19 protein-coding genes are annotated in these 18,288 nt (G+C 63.5%); 8 read left to right on the forward strand and 11 right to left on the reverse strand.

Translation table 11 applies throughout. The features are described from left to right. Window positions 1-5: 5 nt before the first annotated feature. Window positions 6-1,049 (reverse strand): rod shape-determining protein, encoded by a 1,044-nt coding sequence (locus DAES_RS15640; RefSeq protein WP_013516013.1) that lies wholly within the window; start codon window positions 1,047-1,049, stop codon window positions 6-8. 177 nt (window positions 1,050-1,226) lie between these two features. On the opposite strand from DAES_RS15640, the gene DAES_RS15645 reads away from it, so the two are divergent. Continuing rightward, window positions 1,227-2,210 (forward strand): TIGR01212 family radical SAM protein, encoded by a 984-nt coding sequence (locus DAES_RS15645; protein WP_013516014.1) that lies wholly within the window; start codon window positions 1,227-1,229, stop codon window positions 2,208-2,210. After that, the gene (locus tag DAES_RS15650; RefSeq protein WP_013516015.1) at window positions 2,207-2,674 is read left to right on the forward strand and encodes a methylated-DNA--[protein]-cysteine S-methyltransferase; all 468 of its coding nucleotides are present in this window, start codon (window positions 2,207-2,209) and stop codon (window positions 2,672-2,674) included. The genes DAES_RS15645 and DAES_RS15650 overlap by 4 nt, the downstream gene beginning before the upstream one ends. 379 nt (window positions 2,675-3,053) lie before the next feature. Here DAES_RS15650 and DAES_RS15655 read toward each other — a convergent pair whose 3' ends face one another. From DAES_RS15655 to DAES_RS15700, 10 genes are all read right to left on the reverse strand, one after another. After that, window positions 3,054-3,686: a redox-sensing transcriptional repressor Rex gene (locus DAES_RS15655; RefSeq protein WP_013516016.1), complete on the reverse strand. Its 633-nt coding sequence runs from the start codon at window positions 3,684-3,686 to the stop codon at window positions 3,054-3,056. Between the two features lie 117 nt (window positions 3,687-3,803). Beyond that, on the reverse strand, window positions 3,804-4,112 hold the full coding sequence (locus DAES_RS15660) for an ATP synthase F0 subunit C (protein ID WP_013516017.1): 309 nt from the start codon (window positions 4,110-4,112) through the stop codon (window positions 3,804-3,806). Between the two features lie 76 nt (window positions 4,113-4,188). Beyond that, the gene (gene atpB / locus DAES_RS15665; RefSeq protein ID WP_013516018.1) at window positions 4,189-4,911 is read right to left on the reverse strand and encodes a F0F1 ATP synthase subunit A; all 723 of its coding nucleotides are present in this window, start codon (window positions 4,909-4,911) and stop codon (window positions 4,189-4,191) included. Window positions 4,912-4,937: 26 nt separating this feature from the next. After that, window positions 4,938-5,363: an ATP synthase subunit I gene (locus tag DAES_RS15670; protein WP_013516019.1), complete on the reverse strand. Its 426-nt coding sequence runs from the start codon at window positions 5,361-5,363 to the stop codon at window positions 4,938-4,940. Beyond that, entirely contained in the window at window positions 5,329-5,631 is a 303-nt protein-coding gene (locus tag DAES_RS15675; RefSeq protein WP_013516020.1) for an AtpZ/AtpI family protein, read from the reverse strand. The genes DAES_RS15670 and DAES_RS15675 overlap by 35 nt, the downstream gene beginning before the upstream one ends. 295 nt (window positions 5,632-5,926) lie before the next feature. Then, window positions 5,927-7,201 (reverse strand): DUF3426 domain-containing protein, encoded by a 1,275-nt coding sequence (locus DAES_RS15680; protein WP_013516021.1) that lies wholly within the window; start codon window positions 7,199-7,201, stop codon window positions 5,927-5,929. A 28-nt stretch (window positions 7,202-7,229) separates the two neighbouring features. Further along, a complete protein-coding gene (gene hpt / locus DAES_RS15685) occupies window positions 7,230-7,763 on the reverse strand; it encodes a hypoxanthine phosphoribosyltransferase (protein WP_013516022.1) in 534 nt (177 codons plus the stop codon). Between the two features lie 20 nt (window positions 7,764-7,783). Beyond that, on the reverse strand, window positions 7,784-8,242 hold the full coding sequence (locus DAES_RS15690) for an N-acetyltransferase (protein ID WP_013516023.1): 459 nt from the start codon (window positions 8,240-8,242) through the stop codon (window positions 7,784-7,786). Between the two features lie 13 nt (window positions 8,243-8,255). After that, window positions 8,256-8,753, reverse strand: coding sequence for a TlpA family protein disulfide reductase (locus DAES_RS15695; RefSeq protein WP_013516024.1), 498 nt, complete (start codon window positions 8,751-8,753; stop codon window positions 8,256-8,258). Window positions 8,754-8,855: 102 nt separating this feature from the next. Beyond that, a complete protein-coding gene (locus DAES_RS15700; protein ID WP_013516025.1) occupies window positions 8,856-11,267 on the reverse strand; it encodes a homocysteine S-methyltransferase family protein in 2,412 nt (803 codons plus the stop codon). A 328-nt stretch (window positions 11,268-11,595) separates the two neighbouring features. Between DAES_RS15700 and DAES_RS15705 the strand changes: the two genes are divergently transcribed. From DAES_RS15705 to tkt, 6 genes are read left to right on the forward strand one after another with little or no spacing between them, the layout of a single operon-like run. After that, window positions 11,596-12,789, forward strand: a complete 1,194-nt coding sequence (locus DAES_RS15705) for a sigma-70 family RNA polymerase sigma factor (RefSeq protein WP_013516026.1) — start codon at window positions 11,596-11,598, stop codon at window positions 12,787-12,789. Between the two features lie 14 nt (window positions 12,790-12,803). Further along, a complete protein-coding gene (locus DAES_RS15710; RefSeq protein ID WP_013516027.1) occupies window positions 12,804-14,561 on the forward strand; it encodes a tetratricopeptide repeat protein in 1,758 nt (585 codons plus the stop codon). Then, the gene (locus DAES_RS15715; protein WP_013516028.1) at window positions 14,558-15,505 is read left to right on the forward strand and encodes a hypothetical protein; all 948 of its coding nucleotides are present in this window, start codon (window positions 14,558-14,560) and stop codon (window positions 15,503-15,505) included. Before DAES_RS15710 ends, DAES_RS15715 begins: the two co-directional genes overlap by 4 nt. Continuing rightward, entirely contained in the window at window positions 15,505-15,858 is a 354-nt protein-coding gene (locus DAES_RS15720) for a hypothetical protein (RefSeq protein WP_013516029.1), read from the forward strand. The genes DAES_RS15715 and DAES_RS15720 overlap by 1 nt, the downstream gene beginning before the upstream one ends. Further along, window positions 15,855-16,295: a ribose 5-phosphate isomerase B gene (gene rpiB, locus DAES_RS15725; protein WP_013516030.1), complete on the forward strand. Its 441-nt coding sequence runs from the start codon at window positions 15,855-15,857 to the stop codon at window positions 16,293-16,295. Before DAES_RS15720 ends, rpiB begins: the two co-directional genes overlap by 4 nt. Window positions 16,296-16,318: 23 nt before the next feature. Continuing rightward, window positions 16,319-18,286 carry a transketolase gene (tkt, locus tag DAES_RS15730; protein WP_013516031.1) on the forward strand — a complete coding sequence of 656 codons (1,968 nt, stop codon included), beginning with the start codon at window positions 16,319-16,321 and terminating at the stop codon, window positions 18,284-18,286. The last annotated feature ends 2 nt before the right edge of the window (window positions 18,287-18,288 follow it).

An 18,288-nucleotide genomic window follows, 5' to 3' on the forward strand; every position in this document is an offset into this window, starting at 1 on the left:
GCTACCTAATCCGTGGTAATATCCTTGTACAGGTCGATGTTGTCCAGCGCCTTGCCGGATCCGAGCACAACCGCAGTCAAAGGATCATCGACGACCGTGATGGGCAATTGCGTCTCGTGCTGCAGGAGCATATCCAGCCCCTTGAGCAGCGCGCCGCCGCCGGTCAGGACGATGCCGCGGTCCACGATGTCCGCAGCCAACTCCGGCGGGGTCTGCTCCAGCGCGATGCGCACGCCCTGGACAATGCCCTCCACCTGCTCGCTGATGGCCTCGCGCACCTCTTCGGCGGTGATGGGCCGGTTCTGGGGGATGCCGGTGACCAGATCGCGCCCCTTGACCTCCATGACCGGCTCCTCGTCACCCATCGGGTAGGCCGAACCGATGTTGATCTTGATCTGCTCCGCCGTGGATTCGCCGATGAGCATGTTGTACTTGCGCTTGACGTGCTGCATGATCGCCTCGTCCATCTTGTCGCCGCCAATGCGCACGCTGCGCGCATAGACGATGCCTGACAGGGAGATGACGGCGATCTCGGTGGTGCCGCCCCCGATGTCCACGATCATGTTGGAGGTCGGCTCGGTAATGGGCAGGTTGGCGCCTATGGCCGCGGCCATGGGCTCCTCGATCAGATAGACCTCGCGAGCGCCGGCAGACTGTGCCGACTCCCGGACCGCGCGTTTTTCCACCTGGGTGATGCCGGTTGGCACGCAGATCATGATCCGGGGCCGCACCAGACGGCGGCTGTTGTGAACCTTGGAGATGAAATGCCTGAGCATGGCCTCGGTCACCTCGAAGTCGGCGATGACGCCGTCCTTCATGGGCCGGATGGCCACGATGTTTCCGGGCGTGCGACCGAGCATTTTCTTGGCCTCTGCCCCAACCGCGAGCACTGTCTTGCCTCCGCGCGAGTCCTTCTTGACCGCGACAACCGAAGGCTCGGAGAGCATCACACCCTTGCCCTTGACATAGACCAGCGTGTTCGCTGTGCCCAGATCAATGGCGAGATCGTTGGAGAAAGAGCCGATAATTCTATTGAGCAGGCTTCCCATGTAACCCCCGTTCCCTACGAAACACATTCATGAAGTATATGCTCGGATGACACTTTCCAATGACCGGGAAGTGCGCTAGCGTCTAAATTCAGCTGAGGATTCGTACCAAATGTAACCAGCCCAGGCAATACGCTGAACCGGCTTTGAACCTTTTTTCTCAACTTTTTCTAAAAAAGCATGCACAGAATCTACTCGCTTTCAGCCCACTTGCGCCAGCGTTATTTGGGGCGGGTTCAAAAAATCCCCCTGGACGCCGGATTCTCCTGCCCCAACAGGGACGGAACCATCTCGACCAGCGGCTGTCTCTTCTGCAACCCAGCCGGGTCAGGCTCGGGCATGAAAGACCGGGGGCTCGACATCCCCGCCCAGTGGCGGTTCTGGCGCGACATCCACCGCAAGAAGCACCGCCTTGAGCGCTTCACCGCCTACCTGCAATCTTTTTCCAACACTTACGGTCCCATTGACAAGCTCGCCCGCACCCTTGACCAGCTTGCCGGACTGCCCGGCCTCACGGCCTTAAGCATCGGCACCCGGCCCGACTGCCTCGACCCGGACAAGCTCGACCTTCTCGCCGCCCGGCGCGATGCCCTGGGCCTGACCGACATCACCCTTGAAATGGGCCTGCAATCGGCCAGCGACACCACCCTCAAGCACATCAACCGGGGCCACGACGCCCGCGCCTTTGCCGATGCCGCTTGCGCCGCACACCAGCGGGGCATCACCGTCGTCGCCCACGTCATCGCCGGGCTGCCCACCCCTGACGGGCGCGAGGACCAGTCCGACCTCGGTTCCACCATTGATTTCATCAACGACCTGCCTGTGAGGGGCATCAAATTCCACAACCTCTACGTGGCCCGCCGCACCCCCCTCGCCCAGCTGCACGCACAGGGAGGCTACACGCCGCTGACCCTGGACGAGTACCTCGACCATCTCAGCCATGCCCTCATGCGCCTCTCGCCCACAACCGTTGTCCACCGACTCAACGGCAACCCCTCCTCGGGCGAACTCGTCGCACCCGACTGGGCCGCAAACATGCGCGCCCTGCACAATACTGTGCGCAATCACCTCGACGCCCGTGACATCTGGCAAGGCAAGCTCAATACGGCACCAACCGGGCCGCCCGCCTGGTTTTCCCCGGAATACAAAGGAGACACGCCATGAAAGAATGCATCGTCGCAGACCCCATCGCCCTGTCCCTGACTTGGGAAAACGGACAACTCGTCCGGCTCAACATCCACTGGGCCACGGCTGTGGCCGAATCGCCCGTCCTCTCCGATGAGGCGAAACTGCTCAAAAAAGCGCTCATCCGCTACATTTCCAAGCTCACCCCCGAGTGGCCCAACCTGCCCCTGGACTTCTCCAGGCTGACCCAGTTCCACCAGGCCGTCCTCCAAGCCCTGTCCCGCGTTCCCCAAGGCAAGATGTGCACCTACGGCGAACTCGCCTCCGCAGTCGGCAACCCCAACGCCGCACGCGCCATCGGACGGGCCATGGCCACCAACCCCTTCCCGCTCATCTACCCCTGCCACCGCGTCATCGGCGCGTCCGGCAAACTCACCGGCTTCTCCGGGGAAGGCGGCATCAAGCTCAAGGAATACCTGCTCAAACACGAAGGCGCACTCTGAGAGGAATGCCTCCGGCGGCCAGGGCTCTGCCCTGGACCCGCCAGGGGCAAGCCCCTGGACCCCAGGCGAGCCTCCGGCGGTAGGAGCCGCGCGCAATGGAAACGGCCCGCCCACCCTTCGGGATGGACGAGCCGTTTCCATTGCACGCGGCAAATTGATTACAAGAATCTTCGGCAGCCGCTCCCTTCTGCCCAACCGCGACCGCAACCCTTTCTTCCGTCGAACGCCCCGGCCATTAAGCCTCCTAAGGCCTAGAAGCTGAGCGATCGAGCGGAACAGCTCTTTCGAACCACGGACGGAGGGAAGGCGGCTCCCCCTGGTCTCTCCCATCTTGGGAAACAGACGCAACGGGCGCAGACGAATCAGGGCAATGTCGGGACTAGTCGCTGCCCAGGGTGATCTGGAAGGCGATGGAATAGAGATGGTCGAAAAAGTCCACGTACTCCACCGGAATATGCGGCGGCACGTTGATCCTGGCCGGGGCAAAATTGATGATGCCCCGAATATTGGCGTCCACCAGATGATTGGCCGCGCGCTGGGCGCGATCCGGCGGCGTGGTGATGATGCCGATCTCAAGGCCCAGCTCCGGGGCCTGCTCCACCAAATGGGTGGGGCAGACGATCTCCAGGTCCTCGAACTCGCGCCCGATCTTGTCCGGGTCGCAATCAAAGGCGGCGGCGATGTGAAATCCGCGCCGCTCGAAATCGTGGTGCCGCAAGAGCGCGGTACCCATGTTGCCCACCCCGATCAGGGCGCATTTCCAGACCCGGTCGATACCGAGCGACTGCTTGATGGAGGTGATCAGCTCCTGGACGTAATACCCAACCCCTCGCACGCCAAACTCGCCGAAATAAGCGAGGTCCTTGCGTATTTGCGAGGAGTTCACGGAACACGCCCGGGCCAGCTTCTCCGAGGAGATGACATCGTTGCCGTCTCGCAACAGGTTCTCGAGCACCTGTATGTAAACGGCAAGACGCCCAATGGTCGCCTTAGGGATGTGTTCGCTTTTCATGTACTGTGGTCTCTTTTCGGGTCAAAATACGTACCGGCATGTGAATTTTGGAACATGGCAGATGCTTAAAAAAGGGAGGCCGGAGCCTCCCTTGGAGTCGCTGTCGCTGGTCTGGAACTAGACGACGAAGAGCAGGATCAGGTTGACGACCAGGGCGTAAATGGCCAGGGACTCGATGAAGGCCAGGCCCAGGATCAGGGTGGTGGACAGCTGGCCAGCAGCCTCGGGGTTGCGGGCGATGCCTTCGCAGGCACCCTTGACGCCCATGCCCTGGGCGATGCCGCACAGGCCGGCAGCAAGGCCCATGCCCAGCGCGGTGGCGTAAGCCTTGGCAGACATGACGCCAGCGTCGCCCTCGGCGGCAAAGGCAACGGAAGCAACCAGGAGCATGGCCAGGGTCGTGAACAGAATCTTCGTGATTTTCATTGTCAATCCTCCAAGTGGAATCGTGTAATATAGTTTTGGTCCGAGGACCATTTCCCCAAAGTACGGCTCGCCTGGGCTAGTGCGCGTGTTCGACGGCACCCTGCAGGTAGAGCATGGTCAGCATGAAGAAGATGAAGGCCTGGATGGTCTTTGCCAGAATGAACAGGAAGTACATGGGCAGAGAGCCCAGGATGGGCGCCAGGAAGAACATCAGGATCAGGACGATTTCCTCGCCGCGGATGTTGCCAAAAAGACGAAGAGACAGGCTGAGCGGACGGGCGATATGGGAGATGGGCTCAAGGATCAGCATGAGGGGGGCCAGAAAGCTGACCGGACCCATGAAGTGCTTGATGTAGCCGAAACCCCATTTCTTGATGCCCACGGCCTGATAGAACACGAACACGATGATCGCCATGGCGGCGGGGGTGTTGATGTTGGCGGTGGGAGCGTCGCAGCCGGGAATCAGGCCGATCCAGTTCATCACCAGAATGAACATGAAGATCGTGCACAACAGCGGCATGAACTGACGGCCCTTCTGGCCGAGGTTGGAAACCACGAAGTCCTCAAGGCCGCCGATGACGGTCTCGAAAACGTTCTGCAGGCCGCCGGGAACAAGCTGAAGCTTGCCACGCACGACCAGGCCGAGGGAGAAAAGAATGGCCATGGCCAACCACATGTAGAGCACGTGGTTGATACTCTCGACACCGAGCGCATGCTCCACATTGGCACCCCAGTGTCCAATGCTCTTGAGCATGTCCATGTACAACAGAGGATGCGGCAAGCCGCCTGCGAAACCCATATCCAAGCCTCCTTAAAAAAAACAGCCTAGGCTTTTTTTCGCCCCACCTGCATCAGGCCCGTCACCGTGGTGTTGACCACCACGGTACCCAGCCCCGATATCAACCCCCAATGGGGTACACGCTCGACTCCGATCAGCCAATAGAGGGCCAGCCCGCTCAGAGTCATCTTCACCATGAATATGACAAACAGTTTGAATGGTCCGCCCTTGTGCGACCGCACCAAAACCTGGGCGATGCGGGCCAGCGCCCAGAAATTGACGAGGGCGAGCACCGCCCCGGCCGCAAAAGCGAGAGACCACCGGGATGCAAGTGTTACCAGCACGATCACTAGAGAGGTCCCCAGCGACACGTAAATCTGATTGCGGACGAGGATCCTGACATCGGGCCTCGCAAAGCCGCTCCTGATGAGCAGCTGCTCAACCCTCTGATTGATCATCTCCAGCACTTCCATCTCCATCCTGTTTCAAAGAACCCTGTTTTCTGGCTTCTTCGCGTCTCTGGAGTTTCCTGAAATCCTCGATCACCATCTTGAACCCGGCCATGACCCCCAAAAGGAAAAAGATCATGATCAGCCAGGGCTTGGTGCCGAAATAGTCATCCAGAAAATACCCGAAGGCAAGCCCGACGACGGTTGCGGACACGATATGCAGACCCATCGTGCTGGCGGTACCCCCGACCTGCACGACATTCGTCCATCGACCGTCTTTTGAAAAGACCATGTGTGCACCCTTTGAACCGTCTGCCCATCGCCCCCAAGGGACGCCTGACGGAACAGGCCATTCGTGCAATCCTTCACAAGTTGTGGAGAAGTAGCACACGCGGTCAATTCACGTCAATGCGTTTTTCCGGGAAACGGCTCCTTTTTTCGGAAGTGCTGAGGGCCGCGTCGTTGCCTGCAAACCCCTGTGCAGAGCGGGTCGGGCCCATATCCAGACCGAGCCGTGGCCGACCGCGCCGCCAAAAAATGGCGGGGAGGCGCTACCGCGCCGTCCCCGCGATGATTCAACTGTCGCCCTAGCTGGGGTCGCCCACGTCCACGACCTTGACCAGGAACTCCTTGACCGTGGGCGGCGGCTGGAAAAAAACCGCCATGAAGGGCGTGGACGAACCGGGCCGGATGAAGGTGTTGTTGGAGAGGATGCCCACCTCGCTGGACAGGCCGTCCTCGATCTCCTTTTGGGTCTGCACCTGGAGCTGGAACTGGGAGAGGACATTGCCACACAGCAGCGCCTGGGAAGTGAGCACCGTGCCAGCGGCATCGTAGAGGACCACCTCGATCCGGACGCGCTCCTTGGGCGTGGCAAAGGCGTTGACCGCCTTGCCCTCGACCACGAAGAGGTTGCCCGTCTTTTCATTGGCCACATAGTACTGCTTGACGTTCCGCAACTCGATCTTGCGCACGCGGTCTGCCGGGGACTCGCCCGGTGCCGCGGCGGTGTCCGCGCCGCCGTCCATGAACAGCCTGCCCACGTAGGGCACGTTCTGGAAGTAGGAGGCCAGATCGATGCCGAGCAGGGTCCAGACCTTGAAATACACGCCCGCGCCGATGCCCAGGGCCAGGATCAGGATGACAATGAGACAGCCGAAGGACCGGCGGCTCTTGCGCGCGGGCCGATCGTCGAGGCCGAAGCCGGAGGCGTCGTCTTCTTCCTCCTCGTCTTCCTCGTACTCCTCGCCATCCTCTTCCTCCTCGTCGCCTTGTGCGGCGTCTTCGCCATCGTCGGCAAAAAGGTCGTCATCCGAGCCGGTCGGGGCGTCGTCGTCGAACAGACCTGCGTCCTCGTCGCTTTCCCCACCACTGTCGCTGTCGTCGTCGCTGTCGTCGAAAAGCGCGTCTTCATCCGCCACGCCGGCGCTGTCCGGGCCGTCGTCAGAATCGGCCCCGCCAGCTTCGTCGAACAGGTCGTCCATGTCCGCCGCGTCGCCGAACCCAGCCTCTTCCTCTCCAGCGTCCGTCTCGGGAAATTCATCTGGCTGCGCAACCGTCCTGGCCTTGGCTGCGGCTTTGGCGGGCGCGGCTTTGGGGGGTGCCGCTTTTTTCGCGCCACGGGTGGCCGACGCCACCTCGTCAAAGGTCTCGTCGAACTCGTCTCCGGCCCTGGCCTTGGTCCCTGAGGCCACGGCCTCCTCTTCAAACAGGCCTTCCACCTCTTCTTCGGGCGAAGCCTTGGGCGCAGGCGTCTTGAACACGTGGGTGCACTTGGAGCACTTGACCTTGGCGCCTTTGGCAGGAACCTTCGCATCCGGAAGGTTGTACCGTGTCTGGCAGTTCGGGCAGGTGACGATCATATTTCTGTCTCCAGTAGGGCCGTGTTATCTATCCGTTATCGGTGGACAATTCATAAATTCCGCCCAGTTCCCTGTAGCGCTCGGCATAGTCGAGGCCATAGCCGACAATGAACCCCTCGCGCAGCTTGAATCCGGCGAAATCGACGGTCACTTTGCGCTCGCGTCGTTCATGCTTATCAATAAGCGCGCAGATTTTCAAACTCTTCGGATTTCGCCTGCGCAGAACGTGCAGCAGGAAGTCCATGGAGTGGCCCGTATCCACGATGTCCTCGATGACGAGCACGTCCTTGCCCTCGATGGATATCTCCAGATCCTTGGAGAAAACAATGTCCTCGCCCCTGGAGACAGCCGTGCCGTAGCTGGCCAGCCGGACAAAGTCCACCTCGATCTCCCGGTCTATCCTGCGGATCAGGTCGGCGAAGAAGAGGAACGCGCCCTTGAGCACGCAGATGCAGACCAGCGGCCCGTCGCCCTGGTAGCTCGCGGCCACCTCCTGGCCCAGCGCTTCCACGCGGTCGGATATCTGGCCTTCGGTGATGAACGGTGTGAGTTTATGTCCCATGTTTCTTTATTGCAGAAAGGTTAGAGGACCATGACCATGGCCACTTCGTTGCAGTGGTCCGGAAAGCGCGGGCAGTTGAGGCAGTCGGCAAACACCTTCTGGTTGAGGGCGTCCATCTCCTCCTGCACGAACTCCAGGTGGGCGAAGAAGCCGGTCTGCTCGGTCAGGGTATACACCTTGAAGATGCCCAGTGTCACGGCCTCGCTCAGGCACGCCTCCACCAGCTTGCGGCCCAGCCGCTTGCCCCGGTGTTTGGAGACGACCACCAGCGAGCGGATCTCGGCCAGGTTCTCCCAGATGATGTTCAGGGCGCAGCAGCCGATGACCGCGCCGTCGTCGTCCACGGCCACAAAAAAATCGCGCAGGTGCGAATAGAGCTGGCTGAAGGAGCGGGGAAGCACCAGCCCGTCATGCTCCTCGCGATGCATGAGCAGGCTGTGAATGGCCTTGACGTCCTGGATGCGGGCCTTGCGGATCATGCGCGACACGGCGTTACCGGGCCACCAGCTTGTCGGTCAGGGCCTGAAGCATCGGCAGCGGGAAGACGCCGGGCCGGGACATGACCAGCTTACCCTGGGCGTCGAAGACCACCAGGGTGGGGATGGCCTCCACGTCGAACCGGGCGGCCAGGACCTGATCGCCGAAAAAGACCGGCAGGGTCCGCTCCCTGCCCTTGAAAAAAGCGTCCAGGGCCTCGACCTTCTCGTCGAGGGAGACGCTGAACACGGTCACCTCGTCGCCCCGGGCCGCACGCAGCTGCTCCATCTCGGGAATCTGCTGCTTGCAGGAGGGGCACCATGTGGTCCAGAAAAACAGGATGGCGGGCTTGCCCGTGTGCTCGGCCAGATAGGCGTCCAGCCCGGCGGAATCCATGGGCGGATAGCCCTGCGCGGCGACTGCGGAGGATTCGTCGGAAGCGCCGCCTGAGCAGGCCAGAAGCAGAAGGGCCATGGCAAGGATGGCGGCATGCCGCCCAAACGTTTTCATCATGCATCACCTCGTGATCGTGTGCGGACACCCTAGCAGAGTCGTGCCGCAAATAAAAGCGCGGACGGGGAACAATCCCCGTCCGCGAAATCCCTGGTCAGCGCGCTAGGCGACGAGGCTCTGAGCCAGCTTGACCGCCCTGACCGCATCGGTGGACCAGCCGTCTGCGCCGATGGCGGTGCAGAACTTCTCGGTGACCACGGCCCCGCCGATGATCACCTTGGTCTTCAGTCCGCGCTCGCGCACCAGCCTGACCGTGTCCTCCATGCGCACCATGGTGGTGGTCATCAGGGCGGACAGGCCGATGATGGCCGCGCCCCTTTCCTGGGCCGCGTCCACGATCCTCTCGGCGGCCACATCCTTGCCCAGGTCCACCACGTCGAAGCCGTAATTCTTGAGCATCAGGCAGACGATGTTCTTGCCGATGTCGTGGATGTCGCCCTCCACGGTGGCCATGACCACCACGGGCCTGTCGGCGCTCCCGCCGTCCGCCTCCAGCAGCGGCTTGAGCCGGGCAAAGGCCACCTGCATGGTCTCGGCGGACTGGAGGAGCTGGGGCAGGAAGTATTCCTTGCGCTCGTACTTCTCGCCCACCACCAGGATGCCAGGAATGAGCAGGTCGTTGACAATGCTCATGGCCGTCATGCCCCGGTCCAGTTCGGCCTCCACCAGGGGCACCACGCCGCCCTTGTCGCCCTTGATCACGGCGGCCTGCACGGGCGGCAGGTCCGGGGTGTCGGTGGCTGCGCGCGCAGTGGGCGCGGCCTGAGAGCCGCCCCCGCCGGTCCAGTCCGAGAACCGTCCGATGTAGCGGGCGGCCTGGGGGTCGCGGTTCAGGAGCGCTTCGGCGGCGTGCAGGGTCTCCTGGATGCGGGCCGAGTTGGGGTTGGCAATGAACGAGCACAGTCCAGAGGCCATGGACAGGGCCAGGAAGGTCGAGTTGAGCAGCTCGCGCGCGGGCAGGCCAAAGGAGATGTTGGACAGCCCTATAGTGGTGGGCAGCCCCCAGTCGTCACGGCAGCGGCGCATGACCTCCATGGAGTGGCGCGCGGCCTCGGGCTTGGACGACACGGTCAGGGCCAGGGCATCGACCATGATCAGCCGCCGGGGGATGCCCAGCCCCTCGGCCTCGACCAGCAGGTCCTCGATGACCGCCAGCCGCTCCGTGGCCGTGACCGGGAGCTTGCGCCCGACAATGGGCAGCAGGATGAAGGGTGCGCCAAAGAGCTTGCACAGGGGGCCGAGCGCCTCCATCTTGCCCGGCTCCCCGGAGATGGAGTTGACCAGCGGCGAGCCGGGATAGACCCACAGCCCGGCCTCGACAGCCCCGGAATCGTTGGAGTCGATGGAAAGCGGGGTGGTGAAGCGGCCCGACAGTGCCTTGATCAGTCCGGGCAGCAGGATTTTCTCGTCGGCCATGGGCGCGCCCACGTTGACATCGAGCACTGGCGCGCCAAGGTCTATCTGCTCGGCGGCAAAGCGCAGGGCCTCGGCGAAGACGCCGTCCTGCAGCTCGCTGGTGAGCAGCGGCTTGCCCGTGGGGTTGATGCGCTCGCCGATGATCACGCCGGGGTGGGAAAAGCCCACGGGCACGGACACGGACCGCGAGGTGAGGACCATCTGGGCGTCGTCCGTGGGCGCGGGCCTGCGCCAGGGGGTGTCGCCCACCTTACCGCGCACGGCCCGGATGTGCTCGGGCGTGGTGCCGCAGCAGCCGCCAATGAATTTCGCGCCCAGGTCCACAAACCGGACCGCCTGCTCGGCAAAGGGCTCTGGGCCCAGGCGAAAGGCGGTGTTGCCCTCGGCGTCCAGCTCGGGCAGCCCCGCGTTGGCCTCGGCAAAGCAGGGCACGGTCAGGCGCGGCGCCCAGGCGGCCAGGGTGTCGCGCATCTGCTCCGGCCCGGCGGAACAGTTGGTGCCGATCAGCTCCACGCCCATGTTCTGCATGGTGTCCACAAAGGTCAGCGGCGTGGTGCCGGTCAGGCTGGCCGGACCCTCAAAGGTCATGGACATGGCCACGGGCAGGGAGCAGACCAGCCGGGCGGCCACTACCACGGCCCTGGCCTCGGCCAGGTCAAAGTGGGTCTCGCCCAGGATCAGGTCGGCCCCGCCGTCCACGCAGCCCCGGATCTGCTCCTTGAATATCTCCACCAGCTCGCGGAAGGTCAGGTCGCCCAGCGGCTCGACAAAATGGCCGGTGGGGCCGATGGACGCGGCCACGAAGGCGCGGTCCCCGGCCACCTGCCGGGCGATGCGGGTCATGGCCCGGTTCAGCTCGTAGGGGTCGGCGTCCAGCCCCAGCTTGGGCCTTGAACCGCCAAAGGTGTTGGTGGTCAGGATGTCTGCGCCAGCCTCCAGGTATTCCTGGTGCACGCCGCGAATGACCTCCGGGGCCTTGAGTCCCCACAATTCGGGCGACAGCCCGGGGGGCAGACCCCGCCCCTGGAGCAGGGTGCCGTAACCGCCGTCGAAGAAATATATCCTGTCGTCGCGCAGGATGGATCTGAAATCGGGCACGCATACCTCCCGGGCATGTTGACTGGCGCGCGGCCATCGGCCATCATCGCCCCTGTTCTCTGGCTGGCCGCATGGACGCCACCCCGTGCTCCGGGAGGGCCGCAGGCCGTGTATTCATATATCAAGATATTTCAATATACACGCCGCCCAGCCGGGAATCAAGACTTTTTCCGCGCGGGGCCACAGCCGGAAACCGTGAGCCAGCATGGCTCCACATGGCTCCGAGGTATCGAAAATCATTGAAAAGGACAAACAAAAACTATACTGTCCTTTTTTTCACTCTTTATATAAGTATTGAACCGGGCTTTTGACGCCCGCCGCATAAAGCATGACACCCGCAAGCAAGACCTCCGCACCTGAGCCCGACATCGTTGATTCCGACTTTGACGAAACGGGCGCAACCGGGCCGAATCCTTACGATCCGTCCAGGAAGCCCCTGGACGACGACCCGGATGTTGAAGACCTGGACGACCAGGACGACGTGAACGTTGACGACCCGGACGAGACAGACCTAGAGGAACCGGGGTTTGACGACCCCGGCTTTGACGTTGCCCTGGACGACAGCCTGGGCGACCCTCTGTCCGGCACCGCCCTCCCGGCCCGGCTCGACCCTCCGGAAAGTCGGCTGCCCGCCTTTGTGGTCGCCTCGTCCAAGGAGGTCAGGGTCCGCGACCCGCTCCAGCTCTATCTCAAGGAGATCGCGCGCTTTCCCCTGCTCGACCCCGAGGAGGAATACGCCCTGGCCAAGCGCGTGCAGGACGAGAACGACCAGGACGCGGCCTTCAAGCTGGTCTCCTCCCACCTGCGGCTGGTGGTCAGAATCGCCATGGATTTTCAGCGCAGATGGATGCAGAATGCCCTGGACCTGATCCAGGAGGGCAACGTGGGGCTGCTCAAGGCCGTGACCAAGTTCGACCCGGAGAAGGGCATCAAGTTTTCCTATTACGCGGCCTTCTGGGTCAAGGCGTACATCCTCAAGTACATCATGGACAACTGGCGCATGGTCAAGGTGGGCACCACCCAGACCCAGCGAAAGCTCTTCTACAATCTGAACAAGGAGCGGCAGCGGCTCCAGGCCATGGGCTTCGACCCCACCACCGAGGCGCTGAGCAAGAGCCTTGGGGTCAGCGAGGCCGAAATCGACGAGATGGACCAGCGGCTGTCCAGGAACGACATGTCGCTCAACGCCCCGCTGGGCGAGGATTCCGATGCCACCAGGATGGACTTCCTGCCCTCGCTCGGCCCCGGCATCGAGGAGTCGCTGGCCAGCGACCAGATCGTGGAGCTGCTTCTGGAAAACCTCAAGGCCATCCGGCCCACGCTCAACGACAAGGAGCTGGCCATCCTCGACCACCGGCTGCTTTCGGACGACCCGATGACCCTGCGCGAAATCGGCGAGCGGTTCGAGGTCACCAGGGAGCGCGTCCGCCAGATCGAGGCCCGGCTCATCGCCAAGATACGCGAGCACATGACCGAGAAGATCAAGGGTTTTTCCAAAGACTGGGTGATTGAACACGACTAACAATGGGAAATCGCATGACACGCACATATCGCCCCGCCGTTCTGGCCGCGCTTTCGGCCCTTCTGCTCATCCTCCCGCTGGCCGGACTTTCCGGCTGTGCCGTCGTGAGCGCCCCAAAGCCGGTTGCGCAGGAGCGATCCCTGTCGGACGAGGCCCGGCTCAACTACGACTTTCTCGTCTACCAGGACCAATTGCAGCGGCTCCAGCGGCATGCGGCCGAGGGCGAGCGCAGCCCGCTCACCGAGCAGGAAATCAGCGAGATCAGCGCGCGCGCCGAGGCCGCCCTGGACAGACTGCTGGCCGTTTCCCCCACCCCCCAGCTCTACCTCGAAAAGGCCGGGCTGACCTGGAACGATCCGGCAGGCGCGGCCAAGTCGCGCGAGGCGCTCAAGACAGGGCTCAAGGCGTTCCCCGACAACCAGCTGCTGACCATCTACCTTGCCAATTCCTATGTCATGGACAACCGCGTGGACGCGGCCATCGGGGTCATGGACGACTACCTGGCCAAGCAGCCCGAAGACTACCAGGCCCGCGAGCGGCTGGGCCAGATGCTCATGGACGCGGGACGCGACGCCCAGGCTCTGGACGCCCTCAAGAAGATTCCGGCGGACCAACGCTCGCCCGACGCGCTCTACGCCATGGGCCGCGCCCAGGGCAACCTGGGCATGCGCAAGGCGGCCATCGCCACCCTGAAGAAGGCCGTGGCCATGGACGAGACCTTTACCGAGGCCATGGTCGAGCTGGCCTACCAGTATGAGCTGTCCAAAGACCTCGTGGCCGCGGAAAAAACCTACGCGCGCATCATGGACCAGGGCGACCAGTTCCCGGAGGCGCGGCTGCGGGTGATCAACCTCAACCTCAAGCTCAACAATCCGGGCCGCGCCCTCGACGTGGCCCTGAACGGGCCGCAGTCCAAGAGCTTCGTCCTCGACGCCGTGCTCATGTTCATCAACGACGGATTCTACGCCCAGGGCTCCACGGTCCTGGACATGCTGACCTCGGACGGGGAAGTCCCGGCGGAGTATTTTTTCTACAAGGCCGTCATTGCCAACGAGGGGGAGAACGACCCGAAAAAGGCCCTGACCTTCCTGGACAAGGTGAACGAGGACGACCGCCTCTACCCGCACGCCCTGCGCTTCAAGGCCCAGCTCTACAACGCGCTGGGCAAGGGCGACGAGGCCCTGGCCATCACCCGCAAGGGCAAGGAATTGTTCCCGGACGCCACCACCTTCTATATTCTCGAATCCGCCCTGCTTCGGGACAAGGACGACAAAGCCGGGGCCGAGCGGGCGCTCAGAGAGGGGCTGGCCCGACTCAAGGACGACCCGGAACTGGCCTATGAACTGGCCATGCTCTACGAGGCCTCGGATCGGCGCGCAGAAGGGCTCGCCCTGATGGAGAACGTGCTGCGCACCCACCCGGATCACAGCAACGGCCTCAACTACGTGGGATACACCCTGGCCGAGGAGGACCGCGAACTCGACCGCGCCCTGGTCCTGGTCCAGAAGGCGTCCCTGCTCGATCCCGAAAACGGCTACATCCTCGACTCCGTGGCCTGGGTCCATTACAAGCTCAAGGACTACCCCCAGGCCTGGGAAAACATCGGCTACGCCGTGGGCATCGTGGACAGCGACCCCACCATCTGGGAGCATTACGGCGACATCGCCAAGGCCATGGGCAAGAAGTCCGAAGCGCGCAAGGGCTACCGCAACTCCCTCAAATTCAAGACCGCACACCCTGAAACCATCCGGAAAAAACTGCAGGAACTATGACCACGCGGCTTCGCTTCCCATTTGTTTCCGCGACCCTGGCGGCAGCCCTCTTGCTTGGCGCAACCCTGGCCGCCACAGGATGCGCGCCGCGCGCCGTCCGCCTGCCCGAACAGGCCGACCCGGAGGCCGCATGGCAGGTGTTCCGGCACAGTTCTTGCGCCCCGCCCGCACAGCCCGCCGCCCTGATCAAGGGCTCCCTCTACTACTCGCGGGTCACGCCCACCCGGCGCACCAACCGGACCCTGTACTCCATGTGGGGAGATTTCAACGGTCCCATGCGCCTTGACGTGTCCGCAGGCATCGGCAAGCTGCTCGCCCACATCCGCGAGGACCGCAACGGGCTCCTCGTCTACTACCCGGAGCAGAAGACCGCCTATGCCCACACCGACCCGGTGCTGGGGGCCACCCGGCTGGGCATGCCCTTTCCTTTTTCCCTGGGCCAGCTGGCCAGGGTGTGCGCGGGCGATTTCCAGGGGCTGGCCCCGGAGCGCTTCGAGACGGGCGGGCGCGAAAACGGCGGATTCGCCTATGCCGTCAATCACCGGCTCGCCTCGCACAACGGCAACGGACCCGGCACCACGGTGGTCACCGCCATCAGCCTGGACAAGGTCGGCAGGCCTGTCCTGATGCGCGGGACCGTGGCCCGAAGCCCGGTCCAAGGCGAGGCTGGGGAGGCGATCGGGGCCGGACTGCGCACCTGGCGGCTGGAGATCAATACCTATGAAGAAGACGGCGCTCAGCCGCCCATGCCCGGTCGGCTGACCCTGTCCATGGACGACGGCGAGAAAGGCGTCTTGCGAATCACGGCGCGAGAGTTTAAGGTTGCACCCTGGCCCGCCAGGGCCACCGACCTTGAACTGCCGGAGGACACCCGGCTCCACCGCCTGGACAGGGGTCCCAGGCCGCAGGACACGGAAACGCCCGTGGCACATGAGGACAAATGATGCGCGATGTGAAATCGAACGAATCGGTCCTGGATGTCTTTTTGCTCGGCCTCAAGACCTGGCTCGCCGAAATGGGCTGGCTCTCCCGGTCCGTGCTCGCCCGCTTCGAGATAGGCAGGCTTGAAAAAGAGCTTGAACAGGAATATGCCACCCTTGGCCGCATTGCAGAGCAGCCCAGGGGCCGCAAGGAAGACAAGGACCTGTGCCTTGGGCAGATCAGCTTCCTCAAGGAGGAGATCGAGACCCTCAAGGCCGAGCTGGTCCAGGACCGCGAGGCGCGCATGAGCAGGCTGCGCCCGGACAGCGACCCGCCGGACAAACGCGACCCGGACACCAAGGGGGATTTGCCGTGAGCAGAACCATCGTCATCGGCTCCGACCACGGGGGCTACACGCTCAAGCAGGCGCTTATCAAGGCCCTGGCCGACTGGGGCTGCCTGGTCGAGGACCAGGGACCGGACTGCCTCGATTCCTGCGACTACCCGATCTATGCCGCCAAGGTGGTCGAGCGGGTCAGGAACGACAACGGCGTGCTCGGCGTGCTCATCTGCGGCACGGGCCAGGGCATGACCATGACGGCCAACCGCATGGGCGTGCGCGCGGCCCTGTGCACCAACGAATTTCTCGCCCGCATGGCGCGCGAGCACAACGACGCGCGCATCCTCTGCCTGGGCGAGCGCGTCACCGGCCAGGGACTGGCCCTGGCCATACTCAAGACATTTCTGGAAACCGGGTTCGGGGGCGAGCGGCATCAGCGGCGCATCGACCTCATGGACACCGTCTCCAAATAACACCATCCAGGAAGGGTTTCACCATGACAAATATGACGGACAAGACCGTGGCCGTGGTCAAGGGATTGATCATGGACGGCGTGGCCAAGGCCAACTCCGGCCACCCCGGCGGGGCCATGTCCTCGGCAGACTACGCCACCATCCTGTTCTCCGAGTTTCTCGACTTCAACCCGGACGACGCCTCATGGTTCAACCGCGACCGGTTCATCCTCTCCGCCGGGCACGAGTCCATGCTCCTTTACAGCCTGCTGCACTTGAACGGCTTCATCTCCATGGACGACATCAAGAACTTCCGCCAGCTCGGCTCCCTGACGCCCGGCCACCCCGAGGTCCATCTGACTCCGGGCGTGGAGGCCACCACCGGGCCGCTGGGCCAGGGCTTTGCCATGTCCGTGGGCTTTGCCGCGGCAGAGGCGCACCTGCGCGCCCGTCTGGGCGAGGACGCCCTGAGCCATTACACCTATGTCCTGTCCTCTGACGGCGATCTGCAGGAGCCCATTGCGCTCGGCGCGGCCTCCCTGGCCGGGCTGTGGAAGCTGGGCAAACTCATCGCCTATTACGACTCCAACAAGATCCAGCTGGCAGGCCCCACCTGCAAGGCGGACTGCACCGACCACAAAAAGGTCTTCGAAGGGCTGTGCTGGCAGGTCATCGAGGTGGACGGCCACAACCACGACGAAATCCGCGCGGCCATCAGGGCGGGGCAGATGGAAACCGGCAAGCCCACCCTGATCATCGGCCACACGGTCATGGCCAAGGGCTGCGCCACCATGGAAGGCAGCCACAAGACCCACGGCGAGCCGCTCAAGGCAGACGAGATCGCGGCCACCAAGAAAAAGCTCGGCCTGCCCGCCACGGACTTCCACGTCCCGGCGGACGTGCTCGCCGCTTACTGCGCCCGCTTCGACGGCCTGCGCGCCAAGGCTGCCGCCTGGCAGACCCGCGTGGACGCCAAGCTGGCCAAGGACGCCCCCTTTGCCGCCCTGTGGGCCCACGTCACCACGCCCCGGCCCGAGCTCGCCATCGACTGGCCCTCCTTCACCCCGGGCGAGAGCGTGGCCACCCGTCAGGCCTGGGGCAAGTGTCTCGACGCGGTCACCAACGCCCTGCCCACCCTGGTGGGCGGCAGCGCCGACCTCGACCCGTCCAACCAGACCATGAACTTCCGCACCCTGTGCGGCGACTTTGCCGTGGACGGCTACGCCGCCCGCAACCTCGCCTTTGGCGTGCGCGAATTCCCCATGGCCGCCATCATGAACGGCATGCAGCTGCACGGCGGGCTGCTCCCCTTCGGCGCCACCTTTCTGACCTTTTCCGACTACTGCCGCAACGCCATCCGCATGTCCGCCCTGCAAGACCTGCCGGTGCTCTACGTCTTCACCCACGATTCCTTCTGGGTGGGCGAGGACGGGCCGACCCACCAGCCCATCGAGCACGTCAGCTCGCTGCGGCTCATCCCCGACCTCATCGACCTGCGCCCGGCAGACGCCAACGAGACCGCGACCTGCCTGGACATCGCGCTCAAGCAGCCGCGCCATCCCTCCTGCCTCTTCCTGACCCGCCAGGGGCTGCCGGTCCTTGACCCGGCAGAGTACCCGGCCATCATCGACGGCCCAAGGCGCGGCGCATACGTGCTCAAGGAGTGCGACGGCACCCCGGACCTGATCCTGATTGCGTCCGGGTCCGAGGTCTCCCTGGCCCTGGCCACGGCCAGGCTCTTCAAGCGCAAGGTGCGCGTGGTCAGCATGCCCTCGGCCAAACTGTTTGACGACCAGCCCGAATCGTATAAACATGCAGTATTGCCCCCCGCGGTCACGGCCCGCGCCGCCGCCGAAGCCGGACGCACGGGCCTGTGGTACAAATATGTGGGCCTTGACGGCGTGGTGCTCGGTCTGGACCACTTCGGAGCCTCGGCTCCGGGCAAGGTGCTGTCGGACCGATACGGCTTCACCCCAGAGAACTTTGCCCGCATGATCAGAGAGAAATACTAGGA

The organism is Pseudodesulfovibrio aespoeensis Aspo-2, assembly GCF_000176915.2.
GTDB classification, from domain to species: Bacteria; Desulfobacterota; Desulfovibrionia; order Desulfovibrionales; family Desulfovibrionaceae; genus Pseudodesulfovibrio; species Pseudodesulfovibrio aespoeensis.